The sequence below is a fragment of the Paenibacillus sp. FSL K6-1122 genome, assembly GCF_037977015.1.
GTDB classification, from domain to species: Bacteria; Bacillota; Bacilli; order Paenibacillales; family Paenibacillaceae; genus Paenibacillus; species Paenibacillus amylolyticus.
This window is the reverse complement of record NZ_CP150272.1, coordinates 6,330,238-6,353,900: the sequence shown is the minus strand read 5'-3', so window position 1 is coordinate 6,353,900 and position 23,663 is coordinate 6,330,238. Positions and strand designations below refer to the sequence as shown.

The 23,663-nt window shown below is 48.1% G+C and carries 13 protein-coding genes, 1 tRNA gene and 3 rRNA genes; 15 read left to right on the top strand and 2 right to left on the bottom strand.

What is annotated here, in order from left to right:
• The first annotated feature begins 20 nt into the window (after positions 1–20).
• Entirely contained in the window at positions 21–2,375 is a 2,355-nt protein-coding gene (gene pcrA, locus NSQ20_RS28430) for a DNA helicase PcrA (protein ID WP_036667702.1), read from the top strand.
• A gap of 211 nt (positions 2,376–2,586) precedes the next feature.
• Positions 2,587–4,608 carry an NAD-dependent DNA ligase LigA gene (ligA, locus tag NSQ20_RS28425; protein ID WP_340031261.1) on the top strand — a complete coding sequence of 674 codons (2,022 nt, stop codon included), beginning with the start codon at positions 2,587–2,589 and terminating at the stop codon, positions 4,606–4,608.
• Positions 4,609–4,736: 128 nt separating this feature from the next.
• Here ligA and NSQ20_RS28420 read toward each other — a convergent pair whose 3' ends face one another.
• Positions 4,737–6,110, bottom strand: a complete 1,374-nt coding sequence (locus tag NSQ20_RS28420; protein WP_340031260.1) for a molybdopterin-dependent oxidoreductase — start codon at positions 6,108–6,110, stop codon at positions 4,737–4,739.
• Positions 6,111–6,710: 600 nt separating this feature from the next.
• Between NSQ20_RS28420 and NSQ20_RS28415 the strand changes: the two genes are divergently transcribed.
• From NSQ20_RS28415 to pssA, 12 genes are all read left to right on the top strand, one after another.
• Positions 6,711–8,263 (top strand): 16S ribosomal RNA (locus NSQ20_RS28415).
• Between the two features lie 107 nt (positions 8,264–8,370).
• Positions 8,371–8,446: transfer RNA gene (locus tag NSQ20_RS28410), tRNA-Ala, on the top strand.
• 210 nt (positions 8,447–8,656) lie between these two features.
• Positions 8,657–11,582: ribosomal RNA gene (locus tag NSQ20_RS28405) — 23S ribosomal RNA — on the top strand.
• A gap of 79 nt (positions 11,583–11,661) precedes the next feature.
• Positions 11,662–11,778, top strand: a 5S ribosomal RNA gene (gene rrf, locus NSQ20_RS28400).
• Together the 16S, 23S and 5S rRNA genes with 1 tRNA gene alongside form the textbook arrangement of a ribosomal RNA operon.
• A 178-nt stretch (positions 11,779–11,956) precedes the next feature.
• A complete protein-coding gene (locus tag NSQ20_RS28395) occupies positions 11,957–13,132 on the top strand; it encodes a GNAT family N-acetyltransferase (RefSeq protein WP_076320296.1) in 1,176 nt (391 codons plus the stop codon).
• Between the two features lie 461 nt (positions 13,133–13,593).
• Positions 13,594–14,055, top strand: coding sequence for a CtsR family transcriptional regulator (locus NSQ20_RS28390; protein WP_036671579.1), 462 nt, complete (start codon positions 13,594–13,596; stop codon positions 14,053–14,055).
• Between the two features lie 31 nt (positions 14,056–14,086).
• Positions 14,087–14,611: a UvrB/UvrC motif-containing protein gene (locus NSQ20_RS28385; protein WP_036607138.1), complete on the top strand. Its 525-nt coding sequence runs from the start codon at positions 14,087–14,089 to the stop codon at positions 14,609–14,611.
• Between the two features lie 28 nt (positions 14,612–14,639).
• A complete protein-coding gene (locus NSQ20_RS28380; protein ID WP_339195757.1) occupies positions 14,640–15,710 on the top strand; it encodes a protein arginine kinase in 1,071 nt (356 codons plus the stop codon).
• A gap of 185 nt (positions 15,711–15,895) precedes the next feature.
• The gene (locus tag NSQ20_RS28375; RefSeq protein WP_036607223.1) at positions 15,896–18,358 is read left to right on the top strand and encodes an ATP-dependent Clp protease ATP-binding subunit; all 2,463 of its coding nucleotides are present in this window, start codon (positions 15,896–15,898) and stop codon (positions 18,356–18,358) included.
• A gap of 272 nt (positions 18,359–18,630) precedes the next feature.
• A complete protein-coding gene (radA, locus tag NSQ20_RS28370; protein ID WP_036671578.1) occupies positions 18,631–19,998 on the top strand; it encodes a DNA repair protein RadA in 1,368 nt (455 codons plus the stop codon).
• Between the two features lie 13 nt (positions 19,999–20,011).
• Positions 20,012–21,088 (top strand): DNA integrity scanning diadenylate cyclase DisA, encoded by a 1,077-nt coding sequence (gene disA, locus NSQ20_RS28365; RefSeq protein ID WP_036607144.1) that lies wholly within the window; start codon positions 20,012–20,014, stop codon positions 21,086–21,088.
• A 45-nt stretch (positions 21,089–21,133) separates the two neighbouring features.
• The gene (gene pssA, locus NSQ20_RS28360; protein WP_017692048.1) at positions 21,134–21,865 is read left to right on the top strand and encodes a CDP-diacylglycerol--serine O-phosphatidyltransferase; all 732 of its coding nucleotides are present in this window, start codon (positions 21,134–21,136) and stop codon (positions 21,863–21,865) included.
• Positions 21,866–21,991: 126 nt separating this feature from the next.
• On the opposite strand, the gene NSQ20_RS28355 is transcribed toward pssA, so the two are convergent.
• Positions 21,992–22,387: a hypothetical protein gene (locus NSQ20_RS28355; RefSeq protein WP_017692049.1), complete on the bottom strand. Its 396-nt coding sequence runs from the start codon at positions 22,385–22,387 to the stop codon at positions 21,992–21,994.
• Positions 22,388–22,560: 173 nt separating this feature from the next.
• Between NSQ20_RS28355 and NSQ20_RS28350 the strand changes: the two genes are divergently transcribed.
• The gene (locus NSQ20_RS28350; RefSeq protein WP_047841132.1) at positions 22,561–23,646 is read left to right on the top strand and encodes a PIN/TRAM domain-containing protein; all 1,086 of its coding nucleotides are present in this window, start codon (positions 22,561–22,563) and stop codon (positions 23,644–23,646) included.
• Positions 23,647–23,663 lie beyond the last annotated feature (17 nt).

The following is a 23,663-nucleotide window of genomic DNA, read 5'->3' as shown; positions in this document are numbered from 1 at the left end:
AACGAAAGGAGCATGCATGCATGCAACCTGTAAATATACATGATGCCGTTGCACGGCTTAACACCCCTCAACGGCAAGCCGTCGAGGCGACGGATGGCCCGCTGCTGATTATGGCCGGAGCCGGCTCCGGCAAGACCCGGGTGCTGACACACCGGATTGCCTACCTCATTGCAACACGGAAGGCACCCCCGTGGGGCATTTTAGCGATTACATTTACGAACAAAGCCGCCCGTGAGATGCAAGATCGTGTATCCCAACTAGTTGGTGGCTCCCAAGGCCGCGACATATGGGTATCCACGTTCCACTCCATGTGCGTGCGTATTTTGCGTCGTGATATTGAACGTATTGGCTTTACCTCCAACTTCAGTATTTTGGACTCATCGGACCAATTATCTGTTATTCGCAGCTGTATGAAAGACCAGAATATTGATACCAAGAAATTCGAGCCCAAAGCAGTTCAATCCATGATGAGCACGGCCAAGAATGAACTGATCAGTCCGGAGCAATATGAGAAGCAGTCGGGAGACTATTTCGAGGGTATTGTGGCGAAGGTATATAAGATGTACCAGAAACGGTTAAGAGCCAACAATTCACTTGATTTCGACGATCTCATTATGCAGACCATTCAACTGTTCAAGGAAGTGCCGGAAGTCCTCGACTTTTACCAAAAGAAATTCCAATACATTCACGTGGACGAGTATCAGGATACGAACCGTGCACAGTACATGCTGTGCCGCATGCTTGCTGACAGCCACCACCACATCTGCGTTGTAGGGGATAGTGACCAGTCGATCTATCGCTGGCGTGGGGCGGATATCAGCAATATCCTGAACTTTGAGAAAGATTACCCTGAAGCAAACACGATTTTGCTCGAGCAGAACTACCGTTCTACTTCCAATATCCTGAATGCAGCGAATGAAGTGATCGGCCTGAATACAGGGCGTAAACCGAAGAAACTGTGGACGGACAAAGAGGGTGGTTCGAAGATCAAGGTGTACCGTGCGGATTCCGAGCATGATGAGGGGTATTTTGTTACCTCTGAGATTAGTAAAAATGTGAAGAACGGCAAATCCTATCAGAACCATGCCATTTTGTACCGTACCAACGCTCAGTCCCGGGTTATAGAGGAAATTCTGATCAAGTCTGATATTCCGTATCAGATTGTCGGCGGCATCAAGTTCTATGATCGTAAAGAGATCAAGGACATTCTGGCGTATCTGCGCCTGTTATCCAACCCCGACGATGATATCAGTCTTACACGGATCATTAATGTACCAAAACGTAGCATTGGTGATACAACAGTAGCGAAGCTCGCGGCTGCGGCAGGAGAGCGTGGAATTTCTATTTTCCGTGTGCTTCAGGTCGTAGATGATCTTGGTTTTGCTGGTCGTACGCGGAATGCGCTGGTGGAGTTCTATGACATGATCGCTGCGTTGCATCAGATGGTAGAGTATCTGTCTGTAACTGAACTGACCGAGAAGATTCTTGAGATGAGCCAATACCGTCTTGAGATGCAAAATGAAAACACACTCGAATCCCGTGCACGGCTGGAGAACATTGAAGAGTTCCTGTCGGTAACGATGGAATTTGAGAAAAATAATGAAGACAAAACGCTCGTGTCGTTCCTCACCGATCTTGCATTGATTGCTGACATCGACAGCATGAACGATGATGAAGAGGATCAGAGCGACGCGGTTACCCTGATGACCATGCACAGCGCCAAAGGTCTGGAGTTCCCGGTTGTCTTTATCGTGGGTATGGAGGAAGGGGTCTTCCCGCATAGCCGTGCCTTTATGGACAATGAAGAATTGGAAGAAGAACGCCGACTTGCTTATGTAGGGATCACCCGTGCGGAAGAGCAACTGTTCCTGTCTTGTGCACAGATGCGGACGTTGTTTGGACGTACAACTGCGAACCCGCCTTCCCGCTTCCTGGATGAAATTCCGGATGAGCTGAAGGAAGACACCTCCATGGCTCGTGATCGTTACCGTCGTGGAAGTAGCGGAGGCGGCTCATATGGTGGACGTGGGTTAGGCTCTAGTGGAGGAAGTAACTTCGGTGGTGGCACCAAGCTGTTCGATCACCAAAGTAAAAGCGGTTCATCTGCTACCTCATCCACGCCAACTTCGCGTGTGACCACAAGTGTCTCCCGCCCAACATATTCTACGCCATCCTCTGCTTCCAAGCCGGTAGCTTCTGATGGTGAAGCAGGATTCAAGGCAGGAGATAAAGTGCAGCATGGCAAATGGGGGACAGGCACCATTGTTGCGGTCAAAGGGACAGGTAATGATACCGAACTGCAGATTGCCTTCCCGGCTCCGGTGGGTGTGAAACGTTTGCTTGCCGGATTTGCCCCAATTACAAAAGTAGAATAAGAACGAAACCCCCTTTTGTACGATAACAGAGAGAACAGAAATAACTTGAAGAAGCATAGCGTTCGCCTTTATCCCCGGATTTCCACCCTTTTAAAATGGATTAAAAGAAATCCGGGGATAACAGCGATCGGAAAGTTAATCTGTTATCACAGTTCAGTGCAATAGGAGTGTTCGTTCTACATAGATCAAATTAACGGAGGGATGGCCCTGTATGGACCCGATGCACCGGATGGAGCAACTCGTTACCGAGCTGAACCAGCATAATTATCAGTACTACACGATGGATCAGCCACAGATCAGCGATAAGGAGTATGATCTTCTGTACGATGAACTGGTTACGCTGGAACAGGAAAGCGGCATGGTTCTGCCTGATTCTCCAACACAGCGTGTGGGTGGCGAACTGCTAAAGGGGTTTACCCCGCATCGCCACTTATCCTCCTTATGGAGCCTGGACAAAGCACAGAATATTGAGCAGCTTCGGAGCTGGAATACCCGTGTACTAAAACTGATTAATGACTATAACAGTAAAAATCCCGATACGCCTTTACCGGAACCAGATTATGTCATTGAGTTGAAGTTTGACGGATTGACGCTGAACCTGACATACACCAACGGTGAGTTGGTGCAAGCCTCTACACGAGGGAACGGTACCGTAGGTGAAGGTATTTTGGCACAGGTAAGAACGATCCGATCCGTTCCGCTCAAAATTCCTTACACAAGCGGTACGATTGAAGTACAGGGTGAAGGCATCATGAATCTGTCTGTCTTGGACCGATACAATGAGACAGCGGCAGAGCCACTCAAGAATGCGCGTAATGCAGCAGCAGGAGCGCTCCGCAACCTGAATCCGAAGGCGACGGCTGAGCGTCGGTTGAATGCTTATTTTTATAATGTAGGTTATTCGGATGACATTCAGTTTGCCAATCATCAGCAGATGATGGATTTCCTGCGTGAGAACCGCTTCAAAGTTAATCCATCGATTACTTATTTCCATGAGTTTGATGATGTGATGGAACAACTGGCCGCGATTCAGGAGAACCGAGGGCAGCTAGACTATCTGATCGATGGAGCTGTTATCAAAATTACGGACATGCGCACCCGCGAAGTGTTGGGTTATACCGATAAGTTCCCTCGCTGGGCGGTGGCATATAAATTCGAGGCTGAAGAGACCACAACGGTTCTTAACGCTGTGGTATGGAATGTGGGCCGTACTGGCAAAGTAACTCCGCTGGCACGCGTAGAACCGGTTGAACTTGCCGGGGTAACGGTACAGAACTGTACTCTGAACAATGTCGGCGATATTGAGCGCAAAAATCTGAAGTTTGCTCTGGGCACACGGGTCTTTATCCGTCGCTCCAACGACGTCATTCCTGAGATTCTGGGTAAAGTGACGGAGGAGAGTGATGGTGAGGAGATCGTCTTCCCTGAGCAGTGTCCTGCATGTGGATTCCCACTGGAGCAACGCGGAGCGCATCTGTTCTGTAACAATAGACTTGCGTGTAAACCACAAACGGTGGCACGTATTTCCCATTTTGCTTCCCGTGATGCTATGGACATCGAGACGTTCAGTGAGAAAACAGCGATTCAGTTGTATGATGAATTGAACGTACGTGAGCCTGCCGACCTGTATACGTTACAGTTTGATGATTTGGTGAAGCTGGAGCGGTTTGGGGAAAAGAAAGCGAACAACCTTATCGCTGCGCTTGAGCTTAGTAAAGATAGAGACTTGGCTTCCTTCTTATACTCACTGGGTATTCCGAACACAGGTAAATCGACAACGCGCATGCTCGCTGATCATTATCGAGATCTGCACGCCATTATGAATGCAACCGTGGAAGAACTGGTTGAACTACCCGACGTCGGTGGTATTGTGGCAGAGAGCATCGTAAACTTTTTTGCAGATCCGTTTACACAGGCTGCAATTGAGAAAATGCTCAACTTGGGTGTGAAAGCTCAGGCACCTGAGGCACCAGCCGTTGCTGTTGTGGAAGATTCCTTCTTCAGTGGTAAAACGGTTGTCTTGACCGGAACGCTGCATCAATTGACGCGGGAAGAGGCAACGCAAAGACTGGAAGCGCTCGGAGCGAAGGTGACTGGCAGTGTGTCGAAAAAGACAGATTTGGTTATTGCCGGAGAGAAGGCAGGTAGTAAACTAACCAAAGCTCATGATCTCGGCATTCCAACGATTGAGGATGAGGACGAACTTGTACGTCTTTTGAACCCACAGGGTTAGAGGATAAATGAACAAAAGAGTTCATATAAAAAAAGCCCCCGAAGACACGAATATGTGATCGGGGGCTTTTGCTATTTATTGAATTACTTTTACAACGAATGAACGCTCACCAATTTTATCTTATCTGATCATGACCCACTTAAATTGTTAGGAATGCGTTGAGATGCGCCTGTAAGCCATGCATCCTTGTCATATCCTCGCTCTTCCCAGTAACCGATATGTTCACTGTCGATGAGTTCAATGCGATTCAACCATTTTACTGATTTATAGGCATACATCTGAGGAATGACGAGCCGTACCGGACCGCCAAGATCAGCAGGGATAGGTTTGCCATCATGCATGACAGCGACCATAATATCTTCCATTTGTGCTTGATCCATCGTAATGGCATCCGTATACACACCATCACCGGAATAAAACTTCACACTATGAGCTTCCGGTTTGACCCCGGCTTGTTTCAAAAGCTGTGCAAGAGAAATACCTTCCCAGGTATTTTTATATACAGACCAGCCCGTTACACAGTGGAAATCACTAACCTGTACGGTACGCGCCAGCTTCACGAATTGTTCCCAGTTCCATACCTGTGCCCGTTCAACCAGTCCATCAATTCGGAAAGACCAATTAGCATTGGAGAAGGATGGTATGGGCGTAACCGTATATACGCGGAAATGACCTTCAGCTCCGCCTCCAATGGGAGGTGAAGAGGCAGACAGCGGTTGTGGCAGAGGAACCATACGGTTAGGATCGTTCTCCAGCATGCTATCAATACTATTATCGATCTTGAGATTTCGTCCTACCCAGGATATAAAAGTAGGACCAAGAGTCACGGCGAGACCAACCCCCACAGCAGAACGGATGAAAGCTCGTCGTGTATACAATGGTTGAGGTCGCTCCTCTGATTTGAGGGGATCTCTCTCGGAACTGCGATCAAACTGGGAAGAAGATATAGCAGCCGGAGTTTCTTTTTCATCCGATATTGAATCAGATGGATCAGCTGTATTTTGAGTTCGTGTTGAAGTTGTAGTGGTTTTAACTGCACGACGTGCAGGATCCTTTAACCATTTGGTCCGAGTGATGGAGTGATAGATAATATAAGGTAAGCCCACCCAAGTCAGCAGGTCATGGATCAAAAGTGCAGCATTCGACCATCGAGGTCCAGCTAGCTTGAACTGCCATAATACAATACCCGAGAGTAGCCAACCTACCAGCAGCGCAAGAACTAAGATGGTGTTTACCCTTTGCCAAGGCCTATTTCGAAGTTGTTTCCAGTGCTTTCCGGCCAAAATCAAGTAATATACTACGGGTGCCAGCATAGCTAGCCCAACGATGATATGTAGCCATTTTAACCAGACACGTCCAATTCCGAGTATCTCGCGCCAAAAGCCGCCTACCAGCATAAGACCTGAAATAGCAAGGATCACAACAATCCAGGCATTCCAAGCATGGATGGAAACCAACTTTTTGCCGTAACCTTTGCGTCTGTTCTTCAACCATTGTTTCAAGTGCGATCACCCCATATAGGTTAGTAATGAGTTTATTCAGAACTTTGGATATGTAATAGCTAGCTGTGAATGGAGTACGTGATCTGTGTAAAGGTGCAATGCGAGATGGTTATACGATTGTTCATAGGCTACTTATGAAAGTAGTACACTTGACTGCTTAACCTTATCCCTATACCTATATACCTTATTATAGAGTTTTTGGATCACTTTCTTCAAACCAACAGAAGGGCAGGGATCGTTATCCCATCTTGGGTTCAGAGAATGTGCTAATCTGTCGAATACAGGTTGGAAACAAGACAGCGTAGATGAAGATATGATGATATCAAAAGGTTGATTAAAAATGCTTGCTAAATAAATCACTACGTGATATATTATTTCTTGTCGCTTCAAACGAATGATTGTCATAATCATTTGAAGGATGACGAAAACAAAGTGTTGACAGTAAGTTAGTTAACATGATATGATAAGATTCCTGTCCGGTTGACAAACATCAACATAAACGGACATACAAGTTCCTTGAAAACTGAACAAATGGATAGTAACTTTTGATTCACAATGAATCGTCAGATTCAAAATGAGCTTATCGCTCTTTTCAATACTTTATTGGAGAGTTTGATCCTGGCTCAGGACGAACGCTGGCGGCATGCCTAATACATGCAAGTCGAGCGGAGTTGATAGGAAGCTTGCTTCCTTGATACTTAGCGGCGGACGGGTGAGTAACACGTAGGCAACCTGCCCTCAAGTTTGGGACAACTACCGGAAACGGTAGCTAATACCGAATAATTGTTTTCTTCGCCTGAAGGAAACTGGAAAGACGGAGCAATCTGTCACTTGGGGATGGGCCTGCGGCGCATTAGCTAGTTGGTGAGGTAACGGCTCACCAAGGCGACGATGCGTAGCCGACCTGAGAGGGTGATCGGCCACACTGGGACTGAGACACGGCCCAGACTCCTACGGGAGGCAGCAGTAGGGAATCTTCCGCAATGGGCGAAAGCCTGACGGAGCAATGCCGCGTGAGTGATGAAGGTTTTCGGATCGTAAAGCTCTGTTGCCAGGGAAGAACGCTTGGGAGAGTAACTGCTCTCAAGGTGACGGTACCTGAGAAGAAAGCCCCGGCTAACTACGTGCCAGCAGCCGCGGTAATACGTAGGGGGCAAGCGTTGTCCGGAATTATTGGGCGTAAAGCGCGCGCAGGCGGTCATTTAAGTCTGGTGTTTAATCCCGGGGCTCAACCCCGGATCGCACTGGAAACTGGGTGACTTGAGTGCAGAAGAGGAGAGTGGAATTCCACGTGTAGCGGTGAAATGCGTAGATATGTGGAGGAACACCAGTGGCGAAGGCGACTCTCTGGGCTGTAACTGACGCTGAGGCGCGAAAGCGTGGGGAGCAAACAGGATTAGATACCCTGGTAGTCCACGCCGTAAACGATGAGTGCTAGGTGTTAGGGGTTTCGATACCCTTGGTGCCGAAGTTAACACATTAAGCACTCCGCCTGGGGAGTACGGTCGCAAGACTGAAACTCAAAGGAATTGACGGGGACCCGCACAAGCAGTGGAGTATGTGGTTTAATTCGAAGCAACGCGAAGAACCTTACCAGGTCTTGACATCTGAATGACCGGTGCAGAGATGTACCTTTTCTTCGGAACATTCAAGACAGGTGGTGCATGGTTGTCGTCAGCTCGTGTCGTGAGATGTTGGGTTAAGTCCCGCAACGAGCGCAACCCTTATATTTAGTTGCCAGCACTTCGGGTGGGCACTCTAGATAGACTGCCGGTGACAAACCGGAGGAAGGTGGGGATGACGTCAAATCATCATGCCCCTTATGACCTGGGCTACACACGTACTACAATGGCCGGTACAACGGGCTGCGAAATCGCGAGATGGAGCCAATCCCAACAAAGCCGGTCTCAGTTCGGATTGCAGGCTGCAACTCGCCTGCATGAAGTCGGAATTGCTAGTAATCGCGGATCAGCATGCCGCGGTGAATACGTTCCCGGGTCTTGTACACACCGCCCGTCACACCACGAGAGTTTATAACACCCGAAGTCGGTGGGGTAACCGCAAGGAGCCAGCCGCCGAAGGTGGGATAGATGATTGGGGTGAAGTCGTAACAAGGTAGCCGTATCGGAAGGTGCGGCTGGATCACCTCCTTTCTATGGAGAATCGTTTCCTGCAACGGAAACATTCAAATATGCAGGTCTCAGAACCTGCAACAGCAACACAGTTACTTATCCATTTGTTCAGTTTTGATGGAATTTGAGGGGCCATAGCTCAGCTGGGAGAGCGCCTGCCTTGCAAGCAGGAGGTCAGCGGTTCGATCCCGCTTGGCTCCACCAAACAATTTCATCTATTTGGCTTGTTCTTTGAAAACTAGATATCGAAACGAAACAAACGCGAATTAGAACATTCCTTTAAGCTGAACTTGTGCAAACAAGTCAAGTGTATAAAGGTAGTTAAATTGCTTTTGTGAGGGTATCGGGTGAGAGCGACTTTTGGCTTTGCGCAAGCAAAACAAGGGAAGCGAGCGACCGAAACCGGAACAAAATGGTTAAGCTACTAAGAGCACACGGAGGATGCCTAGGCGCTAGGAGCCGATGAAGGACGTGGCGAACAACGAAACTGCCTCGGGGAGCTGTAAGCAAGCTTTGATCCGGGGGTGTCCGAATGGGGAAACCCAGCTGGGGTAATTTCCAGTTACTCATAACTGAATACATAGGTTATGCAGAGGCATACCAGGGGAACTGAAACATCTAAGTACCCTGAGGAAGAGAAAACAATAGTGATTCCGTCAGTAGCGGCGAGCGAACGCGGAGAAGCCCAAACCAAAGAGCTTGCTCTTTGGGGTTGTGGGACGTCTCACATGGAGTTACAAAGGAACCGGTTAAGCGAAGAGGTCTGGAAAGGCCCGCCAAAGAAGGTAAAAGCCCTGTAGTTGAAAGTTGGTTCCCTCCGAGACGGATCCCGAGTAGTGCGGGGCACGTGAAACCCCGTATGAATCCGGCAGGACCATCTGCCAAGGCTAAATACTTCCTAGCGACCGATAGTGAAGCAGTACCGTGAGGGAAAGGTGAAAAGCACCCCGGAAGGGGAGTGAAATAGAACCTGAAACCGTGTGCTTACAAAAAGTCAGAGCCCGTTTTAGGGGTGATGGCGTGCCTTTTGTAGAATGAACCGGCGAGTTACGTTCCCGTGCAAGGTTAAGGTGAAGAGCCGGAGCCGCAGCGAAAGCGAGTCTGAATAGGGCGAATGAGTACGTGGACGTAGACCCGAAACCGGGTGATCTACCCCTGTCCAGGGTGAAGGTGCGGTAACACGCACTGGAGGCCCGAACCCACGCATGTTGAAAAATGCGGGGATGAGGTGGGGGTAGCGGAGAAATTCCAATCGAACTCGGAGATAGCTGGTTCTCCCCGAAATAGCTTTAGGGCTAGCCTCGGAAAACAGAGTCGTGGAGGTAGAGCACTGATTGGGTGCGGGGCCCGCAAGGGTTACCAAGCTCAGTCAAACTCCGAATGCCATAGACTTACTTCCGGGAGTCAGACAGTGAGTGCTAAGATCCATTGTCAAAAGGGAAACAGCCCAGACCATCAGCTAAGGTCCCCAAGTGTGTGTTAAGTGGGAAAGGATGTGGAGTTGCACAGACAACCAGGATGTTGGCTTAGAAGCAGCCACCATTGAAAGAGTGCGTAATAGCTCACTGGTCGAGTGACTCTGCGCCGAAAATGTAACGGGGCTAAACACACCACCGAAGCTATGGCTTGATGCTTTGCATCAGGGGTAGGGGAGCGTTGTATAAGGGTTGAAGGTGTACCGTAAGGAGCGCTGGACATTATACAAGTGAGAATGCCGGTATGAGTAACGAAAAGATCAGTGAGAATCTGATCCGCCGAAAGCCTAAGGGTTCCTGAGGAAGGCTCGTCCGCTCAGGGTAAGTCGGGACCTAAGGCGAGGCCGAAAGGCGTAGTCGAAGGACAACAGGTCGAAATTCCTGTACCACCGTAAGCCGTTATGAGCAATGGGGGGACGCAGTAGGGTAGTGACGCGGACTGATGGATGTCCGTCTAAGCAGTAAGGCTGATGTGTAGGCAAATCCGCACATTGTAAGGCTGAGCTGTGATGGGGAGCGAAAATTATAGTAGCGAAGGTCATGATCTCACACTGCCAAGAAAAGCCTCTAGCCAGGTGATGGTGCCCGTACCGCAAACCGACACAGGTAGGCGAGAAGAGTATTCTAAGGCGCGCGGAAGAACTCTCGTTAAGGAACTCGGCAAAATGACCCCGTAACTTCGGGAGAAGGGGTGCCCCGGTAGTGTGAATAGCACGAGGGGGCCGCAGTGAAAAGGCCCAAGCGACTGTTTAGCAAAAACACAGGTCTGTGCGAAGCCGTAAGGCGAAGTATACGGGCTGACGCCTGCCCGGTGCTGGAAGGTTAAGGGGAGTGGTTAGGAGCAATCCGAAGCTGTGAACCGAAGCCCCAGTAAACGGCGGCCGTAACTATAACGGTCCTAAGGTAGCGAAATTCCTTGTCAGGTAAATTCTGACCCGCACGAATGGCGTAACGACTTGGGCGCTGTCTCAACGAGAGATCCGGTGAAATTTTAATACCTGTGAAGATGCAGGTTACCCGCGACAAGACGGAAAGACCCCATGGAGCTTTACTGCAGCTTGATATTGAATTTGGGTACGATCTGTACAGGATAGGTGGGAGCCTTTGAAACGTGAGCGCCAGCTTGCGTGGAGGCAACGTTGGGATACCACCCTGATCGTATCTAGGTTCTAACCTGGTACCGTAATCCGGTGCGGGGACAGTGTCAGGTGGGCAGTTTGACTGGGGCGGTCGCCTCCTAAAGAGTAACGGAGGCGCCCAAAGGTTCCCTCAGAATGGTTGGAAATCATTCGAAGAGTGCAAAGGCATAAGGGAGCTTGACTGCGAGACCTACAAGTCGAGCAGGGACGAAAGTCGGGCTTAGTGATCCGGTGGTACCGCATGGAAGGGCCATCGCTCAACGGATAAAAGCTACCCTGGGGATAACAGGCTTATCTCCCCCAAGAGTCCACATCGACGGGGAGGTTTGGCACCTCGATGTCGGCTCATCGCATCCTGGGGCTGAAGTAGGTCCCAAGGGTTGGGCTGTTCGCCCATTAAAGCGGTACGCGAGCTGGGTTCAGAACGTCGTGAGACAGTTCGGTCCCTATCTGTCGTGGGCGTAGGAAATTTGAGAGGAGCTGTCCTTAGTACGAGAGGACCGGGATGGACGTACCGCTGGTGTACCAGTTGTTCCGCCAGGAGCACCGCTGGGTAGCTATGTACGGACGGGATAAACGCTGAAAGCATCTAAGCGTGAAGCCCCCCTCAAGATGAGATTTCCCAGTATGTAAGACCCCTTGAAGACGACGAGGTAGATAGGCTGGGGGTGGAAGTGCAGCAATGCATGGAGCTGACCAGTACTAATCGGTCGAGGGCTTATCCAATTAGCAAGTTGTAATTCGCATGTTTCGTTTCGAATCTAGTTTTCAGAGAACGATCTCTGAATGTAAGCTATGCTATGCGTTTGGTGGCGATGGCGGAGGGGTTCCACACGTACCCATCCCGAACACGACCGTTAAGCCCTCTAGCGCCGATGGTACTTGGACCGCAGGGTCCTGGGAGAGTAGGACGCCGCCAAGCGAAGAACCACTGCCGATGTTATTCGGTGGTGGTTTTTATTTGTTTATTTTAGGGGATGCGGAAGCATCTCTTATTTGACTTTGTAAGAATCCTCTGACACACTCTAAGGGGTACATATATCAGATATCAGGCCATGATTTGGATTGATATAACTCTAGCGAATGGGGTGTAGGACAACATGGAAATTCAGAAATTGACGGTAGATGATTTTGAACCGGCGATGGCACTCTCCGAATATGCTTTTCAAGTAGTAATGAGTGAAGAACAGAAAGAAAAACGGCGCAGTCAATTTTCGTCACAGGATATATGGGGTGTATATGAGGACGGGCAGCTAGGAGCCAAACTTCACATCATTCCTTTTCAAACCTATATTCATGGCAGATCGTTCGAGATGGGCGGTATTGCGGGTGTAGCCACCTGGCCAGAGTATAGACGCAAAGGCTGGGTAGCGGGTCTGCTGAAGCATGCGTTGGAAGAAATGAATCGTAACAAACAGAGCATATCATTCTTGCATCCATTCTCTTTTGGTTTCTATCGGAAGTATGGATGGGAGACGTATGTTGAATTTAAACGTTATAAAGTACCTACAGCTCATTTGCCTCAGAAAAAAGAGACACCTGGAACAATTCGGCGTGGGGATCCGGGCCTCAGCATATTAAAGGAAGTATACAGTGCTTATGCTGAGCGTTATAACGGAACTCTGGTTCGAGATGATGCAAGGTGGGAGAATTCAGTTCTTGTTAATGGGGCCAGCCAGAAGGCTGTATATTACGATGAAGCTGATGCAGCACAAGGTTATCTTTTATATGAGGTTAAGGAAAATAAGTTTACCATTAAAGAGATCATCTATCTGAATGAAGAGGCTAGGCAAGGGCTGTGGACCTTCATTGCTAACCATGATTCCATGATCCAGGAAGTTACGTTGCAGGCGCCTGCCAGTGACACGCTTGCCTTCCAATTGGATAACCCACGGATTCAGCAGGAGATTCTACCTTATTTTATGGCGCGTATCGTTAGTGTAGAGCAGTTTATATCCCAGTATCCATTTGCAAGCCAGGACTCACCGGTGCAGATTGTACTTCAGGTAGAGGATGCCCACGCTCCATGGAATGAAGGGGTATGGCAATTAAACGTGGCAATGAACGGAACAGCGTCCATATGGAAAACATCGGAGCCAATTACTGATGATCAGATCATTAAGGTGGATATTCAATCCCTTACCGCGGTGCTGATGGGATATCGCAGACCCACGGAAATGGCACGAATCGGAAGAATTCACGGACCGAACACAGCAATCAAGGCTTTGGAACAAGCGATTCCTGAACGGGAAACCTATTTGCTCGATTTCTTCTGATGACTATTCCCACTGCTCCATTTAACTTGATTAGCTTATATAGAAATACGGCGTGATTGAAAGACAAATGGACTTCTCCAGCAATTTTGGGGAGGTTTTTTTGTGTCCGGGGAATATTTCGTGTAAAATCGTAAAAAATGAATAGTGACCCCACTTGGCAAAACCACAAAATATGCTATAATGGTTATAAAGTCAAAGAAAGTCAAAGTCAACTAAAGGTTTAATACTTAAGTAGCTTTCTTTCTACAATCTGATGCATGATCGCCAATATACGGGATTCATTTCATCGGAGGATCAAGGGAATATTAAAGGACCTTCGTGCTTCCTTCGCTCTCCTGTTGACACCTGTGGAAGCAAGATTCGCTGTTTCCCTGATTGGTTAAATGGGTAGAGAAGGTGTACTCTGTGGGGGCGTGTGGGTCCTTATTGACTTAACGTTTCAGACAGTGGAGGATGATTGGATGCGTAATATCTCTGATATTATCGAACGATATCTGAAGAGTATTTTGCATGAAAGTCCCGAAGGAATGGTTGAAATTCAGCGTAATGATCTGGCAGATCAATTCTCATGTGTACCTTCCCAGATCAACTATGTCATCAGCACACGTTTTACACTCGAGAAGGGATACCTGGTAGAGAGTAAACGCGGCGGTGGTGGTTATGTTCGCATACAGCGCATTGAATTACCGGCCCAATCAGCTCTGCATAATCATTTGCACCATAGTATTGGTGAAGAGATCGGGCAGACAGCTGCCGAAGGTCTGATCTATCAATTGGAAGAAGCGCGCTTCTTGAACAAGCGGGAAGCCGGGTTGATGCGAGCTGCTGTATCTAGAGAGGTTATATTGGTCAAACTTCCTTACCGGGATCAAATTCGTGCCAGAATGTTGAAGGCGATGTTAATATCTTTGCTCGGTAAATGAAAACTATCGGGGTCAAAGGAGGTACATCAATATGCTGTGCCAAGAATGCAATAAACGTCCGGCGACACTTCATTTTACGAAGATCGTAAATGGAGAGAAGACGGAATTCCATATTTGTGAGTCATGTGCCCGTGAAAAAGGGGAAATGATCCCTGGAACAGCAGGTGGGTTTTCCATTCACAACTTGTTGTCCGGATTGCTTGATTTTGATCCAGCCGGCAAAAGTGGATCGGCAGGAACACCACCTGCAAAAGCTCTTCAATGTGAAGAGTGTGGTATGACGTACGCACAATTTAGTAAGATAGGCCGGTTCGGCTGCAGTTCATGTTATAAATATTTTGACAGTCGTCTAGATCCTTTGTTCAAGCGGGTTCATGGTAATACGTCCCATGTAGGCAAAGTGCCTGCACGAGCTGGTGGTCGCATCAAGGTGAAACGGCAAATTGCTGATCTGAAGCGTGAGCTACAAGAGAGCATCGCACAAGAGGAATTTGAAGAGGCGGCCCAGATCCGTGACCAGATCAGAGGACTTGAAAAAGGAATAGCTCAGGAGTAAAGTTTGTCATGAGTAGGAGGGATGCGTAATGCCTAATCTGCGCTTTACAGATAAGGCGCTCAGCGACTGGATGCGCAGTGATGCGGCTGATTCCGAAATTGTCATTAGCAGCCGTGTCCGGATTGCACGCAACCTTCAGCATGTTCCGTTTCCGATGCTGGCTTCCAATGAGCAATCGGAAGAGGTGCTGAATAAGCTGAGCGAAGTACTTCAATACGATGACGTTCATGCCTTTGGGGATTTTCATACGTTGGATCTGATCGATATTGACGAACTCGACAAACGGGTGCTGGTGGAGAAACATCTCATCAGTCCAAGTCTTGCGAATGAATCCAGGAATGGTGCGGTTATTCTCAGTGAGGATGAGTCTGTCAGTATTATGATTAATGAAGAGGATCATCTTCGTATCCAGTGCCTCTATCCGGGGTTCCAGGTGAAAGAAGCCTGGGAGAAAGCTTCCGCAATAGATGATGCTTTTGAAGCGCACGTGGATTATGCTTTTGATGATCGCAGAGGATACTTAACTAGCTGCCCTACCAATGTAGGTACAGGTGTCAGAGCATCGGTCATGATGCACTTGCCTGCCCTGGTGATGACACAACAGATTGGCCGTATTCTAACCGCAGTTTCCCAAGTGGGATTGACGGTAAGAGGGATATACGGTGAAGGTAGCGAGGCAATGGGTAACCTGTTCCAGATCTCGAACCAGATTACTTTGGGACAGACCGAACAGGAAGTCATCGAGAACCTGCATGGTGTTGTGTTACAGATGATTGGTCATGAACGTACAGCGAGAGAACGGTTAATTACCGACTCCAGACTTCGGATTACGGATCGGGTCATGCGTTCTTATGGCATATTGTCTCATGCAGCTATTGTTGATTCCAAGGAAGCTGCACAGCGCTTATCGGATGTACGCCTTGGCGTGGATCTCGGATTGTTGGATGGACTGTCCATCACGGTAATGAATGAATTGAATGTGATGACACAGCCGGGATTTTTGCAGAAAACATTCGGGGAAGATATGCGCACAGATGAGCGTGACATATACCGTGCTCAGTTGATTCGTGATACGATCAATGCAGCGAAGCAGTCCTAGTTTAGCCTGATATAGTATTGAATTATGGTTTCATGCCGCATTGCGGCTTTTATATAATAAGGCATGTACAAATGCCGAATGACTTTATTCGCAGCATGGCTGCAAACAAAAATGATATGAAGAATACGACGGTTATTTCATTATATGACCCTCGTTTTATCCAAAACCATGGAGGTGCAGGAGATATGATGTTTGGAAGATTTACGGAACGGGCCCAAAAGGTGCTCGCACTCGCGCAGGAAGAAGCTGTCCGTCTCGGTCATAATAACATCGGTACTGAGCATATTTTGCTCGGCCTCATTCGTGAAGGCGAAGGCATCGCAGCCAAAGCACTGATCGGCCTGGGACTCGGATTGGAAAAAATTCAGGATGAAGTAGAAACGCTAATTGGCCGTGGCCAAGAGCAACCTACCAACATTGCATATACGCCACGTGCGAAAAAAGTAATTGAACTGTCTATGGATGAAGCTCGTAAATTGGGCCACACTTATGTAGGCACAGAGCATATCCTGCTCGGATTGATTCGTGAAGGCGAGGGTGTTGCAGCACGTGTGCTCAATAACCTAGGGATTAGCCTGAACAAAGCACGTCAACAAGTGCTGCAATTGCTTGGCAGCAGTGAAGCTGTATCCAGCCATAATGGCACACCTGCCAATGTCAGCACACCAACGCTGGACAGTCTGGCACGTGACCTCACGGCATACGCCAGAGAGAATAACCTTGACCCGGTCATTGGACGTAGTAAAGAAATTGAACGTGTCATCCAGGTGCTCAGCCGTCGTACGAAGAACAACCCGGTATTGATCGGTGAGCCAGGTGTAGGTAAAACAGCGATTGCTGAAGGCCTTGCACAAAAAATCATCGCAAATGAGATTCCGGAAACATTGCGCGACAAACGTGTAATGACCCTGGATATGGGTTCTGTAGTCGCTGGAACCAAATATCGTGGTGAGTTCGAAGATCGTCTGAAAAAAATCATGGATGAGATTCGCCAAGCAGGTAACATTGTCCTGTTTATCGACGAATTGCATACCTTGATTGGCGCAGGCGGAGCTGAAGGTGCCATCGATGCTTCTAACATTTTGAAACCGGCTCTGGCCCGTGGAGAATTGCAGTGCATTGGTGCAACAACGCTGGATGAGTATCGTAAATACATCGAGAAGGATGCAGCGCTTGAGCGTCGTTTCCAACCGATTACTGTAGATCAGCCTTCTCCGGAAGAAGCGATTCAAATCTTGCACGGTTTGCGTGACCGTTATGAGGCGCATCACCGCGTGAAAATTACGGACGAAGCAATTGTGCAGGCGGTTAAACTGTCTGACCGTTACATTACAGACCGTTTCCTGCCAGATAAAGCGATTGACCTGATTGATGAAGCGGGTTCCAAAGTAAGATTGAACTCTTACACGATCCCACCAAACCTGAAACAACTGGAAAGCCGTCTGGAAGATATCCGTAAGGAAAAAGACGCTGCAGTTCAAAGTCAGGAGTTCGAAAAAGCAGCAGCTCTGCGTGATACGGAACAAAAAATCCGTGAAGAGCTGGATGTAACGAAGAACCAGTGGAAAGAGAAACAAGGTCGCACCGATTCCGAGGTTACTCCTGAGGATATCGCACAAGTGGTAGCCAGCTGGACAGGAATTCCTGTGAACCAACTGAAAGAAGAAGAGACACAGCGTCTGATGAATCTGGAGTCTATTCTACATGAACGTGTCATCGGTCAGGATGAGGCAGTGAAGTCTGTCAGCCGTGCGGTTCGTCGTGCTCGTGCGGGACTTAAAGATCCAAAACGTCCGATGGGTTCATTCATTTTCCTCGGCCCTACAGGGGTAGGTAAAACAGAACTTGCTCGTGCTCTGGCTGAAGCGATGTTCGGCGATGAAAATGCAGTAATCCGGATTGATATGTCCGAGTATGGTGAGAAGCACTCGACTTCCCGACTTGTCGGAGCGCCTCCAGGATATGTTGGGTACGAAGAAGGTGGCCAGCTGACAGAGAAAGTTCGTCGCAAACCATATTCCGTAGTCCTGCTCGATGAAATCGAGAAAGCACATCCAGAAGTATTCAATATCTTGTTACAAGTGCTTGAGGATGGTCGACTGACGGATTCAAAAGGTCGCGTCGTTGACTTCCGTAATACGCTGATCATTCTAACATCCAACGTGGGTGCCGAAGCGATCAAACGTAACTCTACACTGGGCTTCACTGCAGTTGTAGATGCAGGAGCAGATTATGACAACATGAAGGGGAAAGTGATGGATGAGCTGAAGAAAAGCTTCCGTCCAGAGTTCCTTAACCGGATTGATGAAATTATCGTGTTCCACTCACTCGAAGAAAAACACATCGCTGAAATTGTTACGCTTATGAGTGAAGAACTTCGTAAACGACTGCTCGAACATGAGGTCGATTTCGAACTCACTGATAATGCCAAGTCTTTCCTTGCGAAGTCAGGCTTTGATCCAGCTTACGGTGCGCGTCCGCTTCGTCGGGCGATCCAGAAGCATATCGAGGACAAATTGTCCGAAGAGTTGCTCACAGGTAACGTAACCAAAGGGGATTCATTGCTCATCGACGAAGAGAACGGTGCACTGTCTGTTACGAAAAAAGACGTGGTCGTTCCGTCCAATGAGGAAATCGAAACTAAATAATATTTAGCAAGCTTTGGAGTTAAACTTCAGCTTGTATTGATCCATAATCCTTAATCAAATCCTTCTCGGCTTCGGCCGGGGAGGATTTTTTGCAATTTGGACAGAAGACGGACATGATTATGTCAGGAACATGTGTAAAGTTTGCGATAATCCTTTACGAAAAATCTCAAACAATGGTAAACTTTTAGTAACCCTGCACGTCAGGGAGTTTGGGTGAAATTCGTCGAATAATGCAAAATGCTGTTATAAAATTAAATTATAGGAGTGCTGAAGTGGCCAAAGTTAAAACCAAGTTTCAATGTACGGAATGCGGCTATGAAGCCCCCAAGTGGTACGGTAAGTGTCCGGGTTGTCAGTCATGGAATTCAATGGTGGAAGAAACAGAGACGGTGGTCAAAACACAAGGGAGAAATTCTCCTCTGTTTGACAGTAAAGATAAACCGCTTCCTATCATAGATATAGATAGCGGTCAGGAACCGCGTGTACAGACTGGAATCGGAGAGTTGAACCGGGTATTGGGTGGCGGAATCGTTCCGGGTTCACTCGTTCTGGTGGGCGGAGATCCGGGTATTGGTAAATCAACGTTGATGTTGCAGACGTCTCATGCTTTGACGCATTCGGGTTTGCGTGTGTTATATGTTTCCGGTGAGGAATCAGTCAAGCAAACCAAATTGCGGGCAGACCGTCTCGGGGCACTCTCTGCCGAGTTGTATGTACTGTGTGAAACGAATATGGAACGTGTAGAGGAAGCGGTGGATCAGATCCAGCCGCATTTTCTGGTCATCGACTCCATTCAGACGGTATATCTTCCCGAAGTTACCAGTGCGCCGGGTAGTGTAGCACAGGTAAGGGAATGTACGTCAAGGTTCATGCGGATTGCCAAAGGCAGAGGCATTGCAACGGTTCTTGTGGGGCATGTTACCAAAGAAGGTGCTATTGCCGGTCCACGTATGTTAGAACATATGGTGGATTGCGTGCTTTATTTTGAAGGAGAACGGCATCATACGTATCGCCTGTTGCGTGCGGTGAAGAACCGTTTTGGTTCCACCAATGAGATTGGTATTTTTGAAATGGGCGAGGATGGACTTCGTGAGGTGGGCAATCCGTCCGAACTCTTTTTGTCGGAACGTCCACTGGGTGTAGCAGGTTCAACGGTAGTTGCCAGTATGGAGGGGACACGTCCTCTGCTCGTGGAATTACAGGCGTTGATCTCAACCACCCATTTCCCTTCTCCCCGCCGTATGGCAACAGGGGTAGATCTGCATCGATTAAATCTGATCATTGCAGTGCTGGAGAAACGGATGGGGATGTTTTTACAGACCCAGGATGCATACTTAAATGTAGCTGGTGGAGTACGGTTGGATGAGCCCGCTGTAGACTTGGCGGTTGCTGTCAGCATTGCATCCAGTTTGAGAGATGTACCGACCAAGCCAGACGACGTCATCTTTGGCGAGATCGGTCTGACAGGTGAAGTTCGAGCCGTATCACGGGCCGAACAACGAGTGAAGGAAGCCGCAAAGCTGGGCTTCAAACGAGTCATTTTACCAGAAAAAAGCTTAAAGGGCTGGAAACATCCTCGCGGGATACAACTGATCGGTGTGAATACCGTGGCAGATGCACTAGCGGTTGCTTTAGATTAGGGGGCATAACAAGATGAAAGATATGAGCCAACTGGATAATATGAATGAGTTGTTAAGGCTGATCGCACCAGGTACACCTTTCCGCGAAGGTCTGGAAAATGTGCTGCGCGCCAAGACGGGCGCACTGCTTGTTGTAGGATACAGCCCTGAAGTAATGGAAGTGGTGGATGGGGGATTCTCGATTAACTGTGATTTCTCCCCGAACTATCTGTATGAACTCGCCAAGATGGATGGAGCCATTATTCTTAGCGAGGATTTGAAGCGTATTCTTTACGCCAATACCCAGTTAATCCCGGACTCTTCGATCTCTTCATCAGAGACGGGGATTCGTCACCGGACGGCAGAGCGTGTAGCAAAGCAAACGGGTAAATTGGTCGTATCCATATCACAGCGCCGGAATATCATTACCTTGTATCAGGGAACACTTCGTTATTCCCTCAAGGAAATCGGGGTTATTTTGACCAAAGCGAATCAAGCGATCCAAACCCTGGAGAAATACAAAGCGGTATTAACACAGTCCCTTACGAATCTGAGTGCTTCGGAATTTGAGGAATTAGTAACGATTCCTGAAGTGGTTAATGTGATTCAGCGTACCGAAATGGTGATGCGGATCAAAACGGAAATCCAACGGTACATTCATGAACTCGGGAATGAGGGACGACTCATTTCCATGCAAATGGAAGAACTTGTGGGTACAACGGAAGAAGAAGCCTGGTTATTGTATAAAGACTATGCCCGTGACGACAGTGATGACAAAATCCGTGAAATTATCGTGGGACTGAAAAGATTGTCGGACGATGAGTTGCTGGATGCACATCATATTGTCCGTCTTCTCGGCTATCCATCATCAGCGGCTACTTCTGAGGATTCGGTTGCCCCTCGTGGATTCCGGGTATTAAATAAGATCCCCCGCCTGCCCAATGTCATTATCCATAATCTGGTGGATCAATTCGAACAATTGCCTCATGTTATTATGGCTACAATTGAAGAACTGGACGAAGTGGACGGTATTGGTGAAGTTCGTGCCCGGACCATTAAGGAAGGCCTCAAACGTTTGCAGGAGCAAATGTTTATCGACAGACAGATGTAAGGGTTTGCCTATATAAAGGCTTGAAATGGATGAGGTGAAACAACGATGCTAACCAGATTCATTCCGAATCTCTTTACCCTGGGTAATCTGTTTCTTGGAATGATGGCAATTTTGCTTGCGATTGATGGAAATTACAGTTTGGCTGCCATTATGGTCATTGTAGCGATGCTGCTGGATGGTTTGGATGGCCGAGTGGCACGTGCACTTAATGCCCAAAGTGAATTCGGCAAGGAACTGGATTCCTTGTCTGACATGGTTTCCTTTGGTGCAGCACCAGCCCTGATCATATTTATGGTGTCGTTTCAAGATTCAATGCCGATTCTCGCCTGGATCGCAACAGCGGCTTTTCCGATTTGTGGAGCCATTCGTCTTGCTCGATTTAATGTTCGTCCGGGAATTCCCGGGTACTTCACAGGTCTGCCGATACCGGCAGCCGGCGGGGTACTGGCCACACTGTCCTTGTTCAATAAGGATATTGGCCCGGTTAGCATGATGATTGCTACGTTGCTGTTATCGTATCTGATGGTGAGTTCGCTTAAATATCCCAATTTCAAAAAGGTTGGTTTGCCACGCAAGGCAATCTGGATTGCACCATGGGTTGTGTTATTTGCCATAGCCGTAGCCGTTATTTTCCCGGAGCAGTTATCCAAATTGATCTTTATTCCGTTGGTGTTATACGCCCTGTATGGAATGAAGCATAATGTGCGAACAGCGGCCTCACGTAGTCGGGCGAAAAAGCGCAAGGATGAGAAATCTTCCCGTCCTTCCGATCGTTAAGTCGCCTTGGGAACAGACACTATACAAAGAAAGCACGTACTCTCCTGAACTGGAGAATGCGTGCTTTTTGTTTATTCAGATCTATTTACGGTAAAAGAAACCCTTACGGACGACATACATATCTTCTTACGACAGATTAAACATCCCTAACGTTGAACACTTCTGTGATTCGTGATTTACGACCTCTTCCATGTTAATGTCCAGCAGATTGCAGAGAGCCGACATGTAGAACAGGTTCCGCCCTAGCTCAGAGCTGATGACCTCTCTGCAGTTCTCACACAACTCACCTTCCACATGCGTTTCCAGCAGGCCCTTGGTTTGAGCGATATCGCTCTCCGGGGCATATTTCTGCTTGGTGGCGTGCAGCTCGATGCAGCCGCATTCGGTAATGGCTTTGGACACGGCACGGTTAACAGACGCTCCGGCTTGTCCCGTTTTGGACAGTACATCAATCAGGCTGCGATGACGCAACAACAGTTCAGAAACTTGATCCTGGAAAGCCTGTAAACTTAGCGTACTCATTTTGCCACTCACCTCGGGATATGAATTGAATTCATTATATGCCAATAATTTACCTACTTTCAACTGACGATTGCAACATTTCCAAAAAGTTCTTCCAGATGGGATTAGCAATTCAGGAATTGGATCATACTGGATATAAAGATCAAGATACATTGAAGGAGGTGCAGGGACTAATGTGGAAAAAAGGCATTTTAACTTTTACAGGATTGTGCGGTGCATGGTTCGGCTACACGGCATATCATCTGGCAGGAAAATCGGTCCCATGGATGGCGGAGTGGATTCAGTCAGCAGGATTACTGGGAGCTGGTATATCGACGCTGCTGGGAGCTGTAATGTTTATGGCTGTATGTAATATTGGTGGAACATTGATGGCAGACAGGCTGCATAGTGGAATTGATTCATTGGCAAAAGTACCTATGAACGAATTGGCTGCAGGTGCTGCAGGTACAGTTGCAGGATTGCTCGTGGCCTTGTTGCTCTACCCTGTTGTGGGATGGATGGGGACGGCAGGAGAAGTGCTGCAAGTGGCGCTGACGGTGATTAGTGCTTATTCCGGTTATACCCTTGCCATGGCGAAGAAAGACGATCTGGGGGCCTTCTGGATGTCTGGACGATGGGGTCATCCCGAGGTGGACGAGGATAGACGGATGGAAGAACATAAAATTCTGGATACCAGTGTTATTATCGATGGGCGTATCGCTGATATATGCAAAACCGGATTTATTGAAGGCACGATCGTAATTCCGGAATTTGTTCTGGAGGAGTTACAGCATATTGCTGATTCATCGGATCTGCTCAAGCGCAACAGAGGACGGCGTGGACTGGACATTTTGAACAAAATCCAGAAGGAACTTGATGTAAAAGTCCTGATTTACGAGGGGGATTTCGAGGAAATCTCCGAGGTGGACAGCAAACTGGTTAAACTGGCTAAAGTGCTTCAGGGCAAAGTGGTCACCAATGACTTTAACCTGAACAAAGTGTGCGAACTCCAGGGTGTATCTGTGTTGAACATTAATGATCTCGCCAATGCGGTTAAGCCGGTTGTTCTGCCAGGTGAGGAGATCATGGTGCAGATCATCAAGGATGGCAAGGAGCATGGTCAAGGTGTAGCTTATCTGGATGATGGCACAATGATCGTTGTGGAGGGCGGACGCGAGTATATCGGTATGATGATGGAAGTGCTGGTGACCAGTGTGTTGCAGACTTCAGCGGGACGAATGATTTTTGCCAAGCCGAAACTGTTGGAAAAAGCCCAATAAAGCGGTATGATGGGTAG

Bases quoted from the DNA above. Each gene is read 5' to 3' on its own strand.
- pcrA (WP_036667702.1), top strand. From the start codon at position 21: ATGCAACCTGTAAATATACATGATGCCGTTGCACGGCTTAACACCCCT.
- ligA (WP_340031261.1), top strand. From the start codon at position 2,587: ATGGACCCGATGCACCGGATGGAGCAACTCGTTACCGAGCTGAACCAG.
- NSQ20_RS28395 (WP_076320296.1), top strand. From the start codon at position 11,957: ATGGAAATTCAGAAATTGACGGTAGATGATTTTGAACCGGCGATGGCA.
- NSQ20_RS28390 (WP_036671579.1), top strand. From the start codon at position 13,594: ATGCGTAATATCTCTGATATTATCGAACGATATCTGAAGAGTATTTTG.
- NSQ20_RS28385 (WP_036607138.1), top strand. From the start codon at position 14,087: ATGCTGTGCCAAGAATGCAATAAACGTCCGGCGACACTTCATTTTACG.
- NSQ20_RS28380 (WP_339195757.1), top strand. From the start codon at position 14,640: ATGCCTAATCTGCGCTTTACAGATAAGGCGCTCAGCGACTGGATGCGC.
- NSQ20_RS28375 (WP_036607223.1), top strand. From the start codon at position 15,896: ATGATGTTTGGAAGATTTACGGAACGGGCCCAAAAGGTGCTCGCACTC.
- disA (WP_036607144.1), top strand. From the start codon at position 20,012: ATGAAAGATATGAGCCAACTGGATAATATGAATGAGTTGTTAAGGCTG.
- pssA (WP_017692048.1), top strand. From the start codon at position 21,134: ATGCTAACCAGATTCATTCCGAATCTCTTTACCCTGGGTAATCTGTTT.
- NSQ20_RS28355 (WP_017692049.1), bottom strand. From the start codon at position 22,387: ATGAGTACGCTAAGTTTACAGGCTTTCCAGGATCAAGTTTCTGAACTG.
- NSQ20_RS28350 (WP_047841132.1), top strand. From the start codon at position 22,561: ATGTGGAAAAAAGGCATTTTAACTTTTACAGGATTGTGCGGTGCATGG.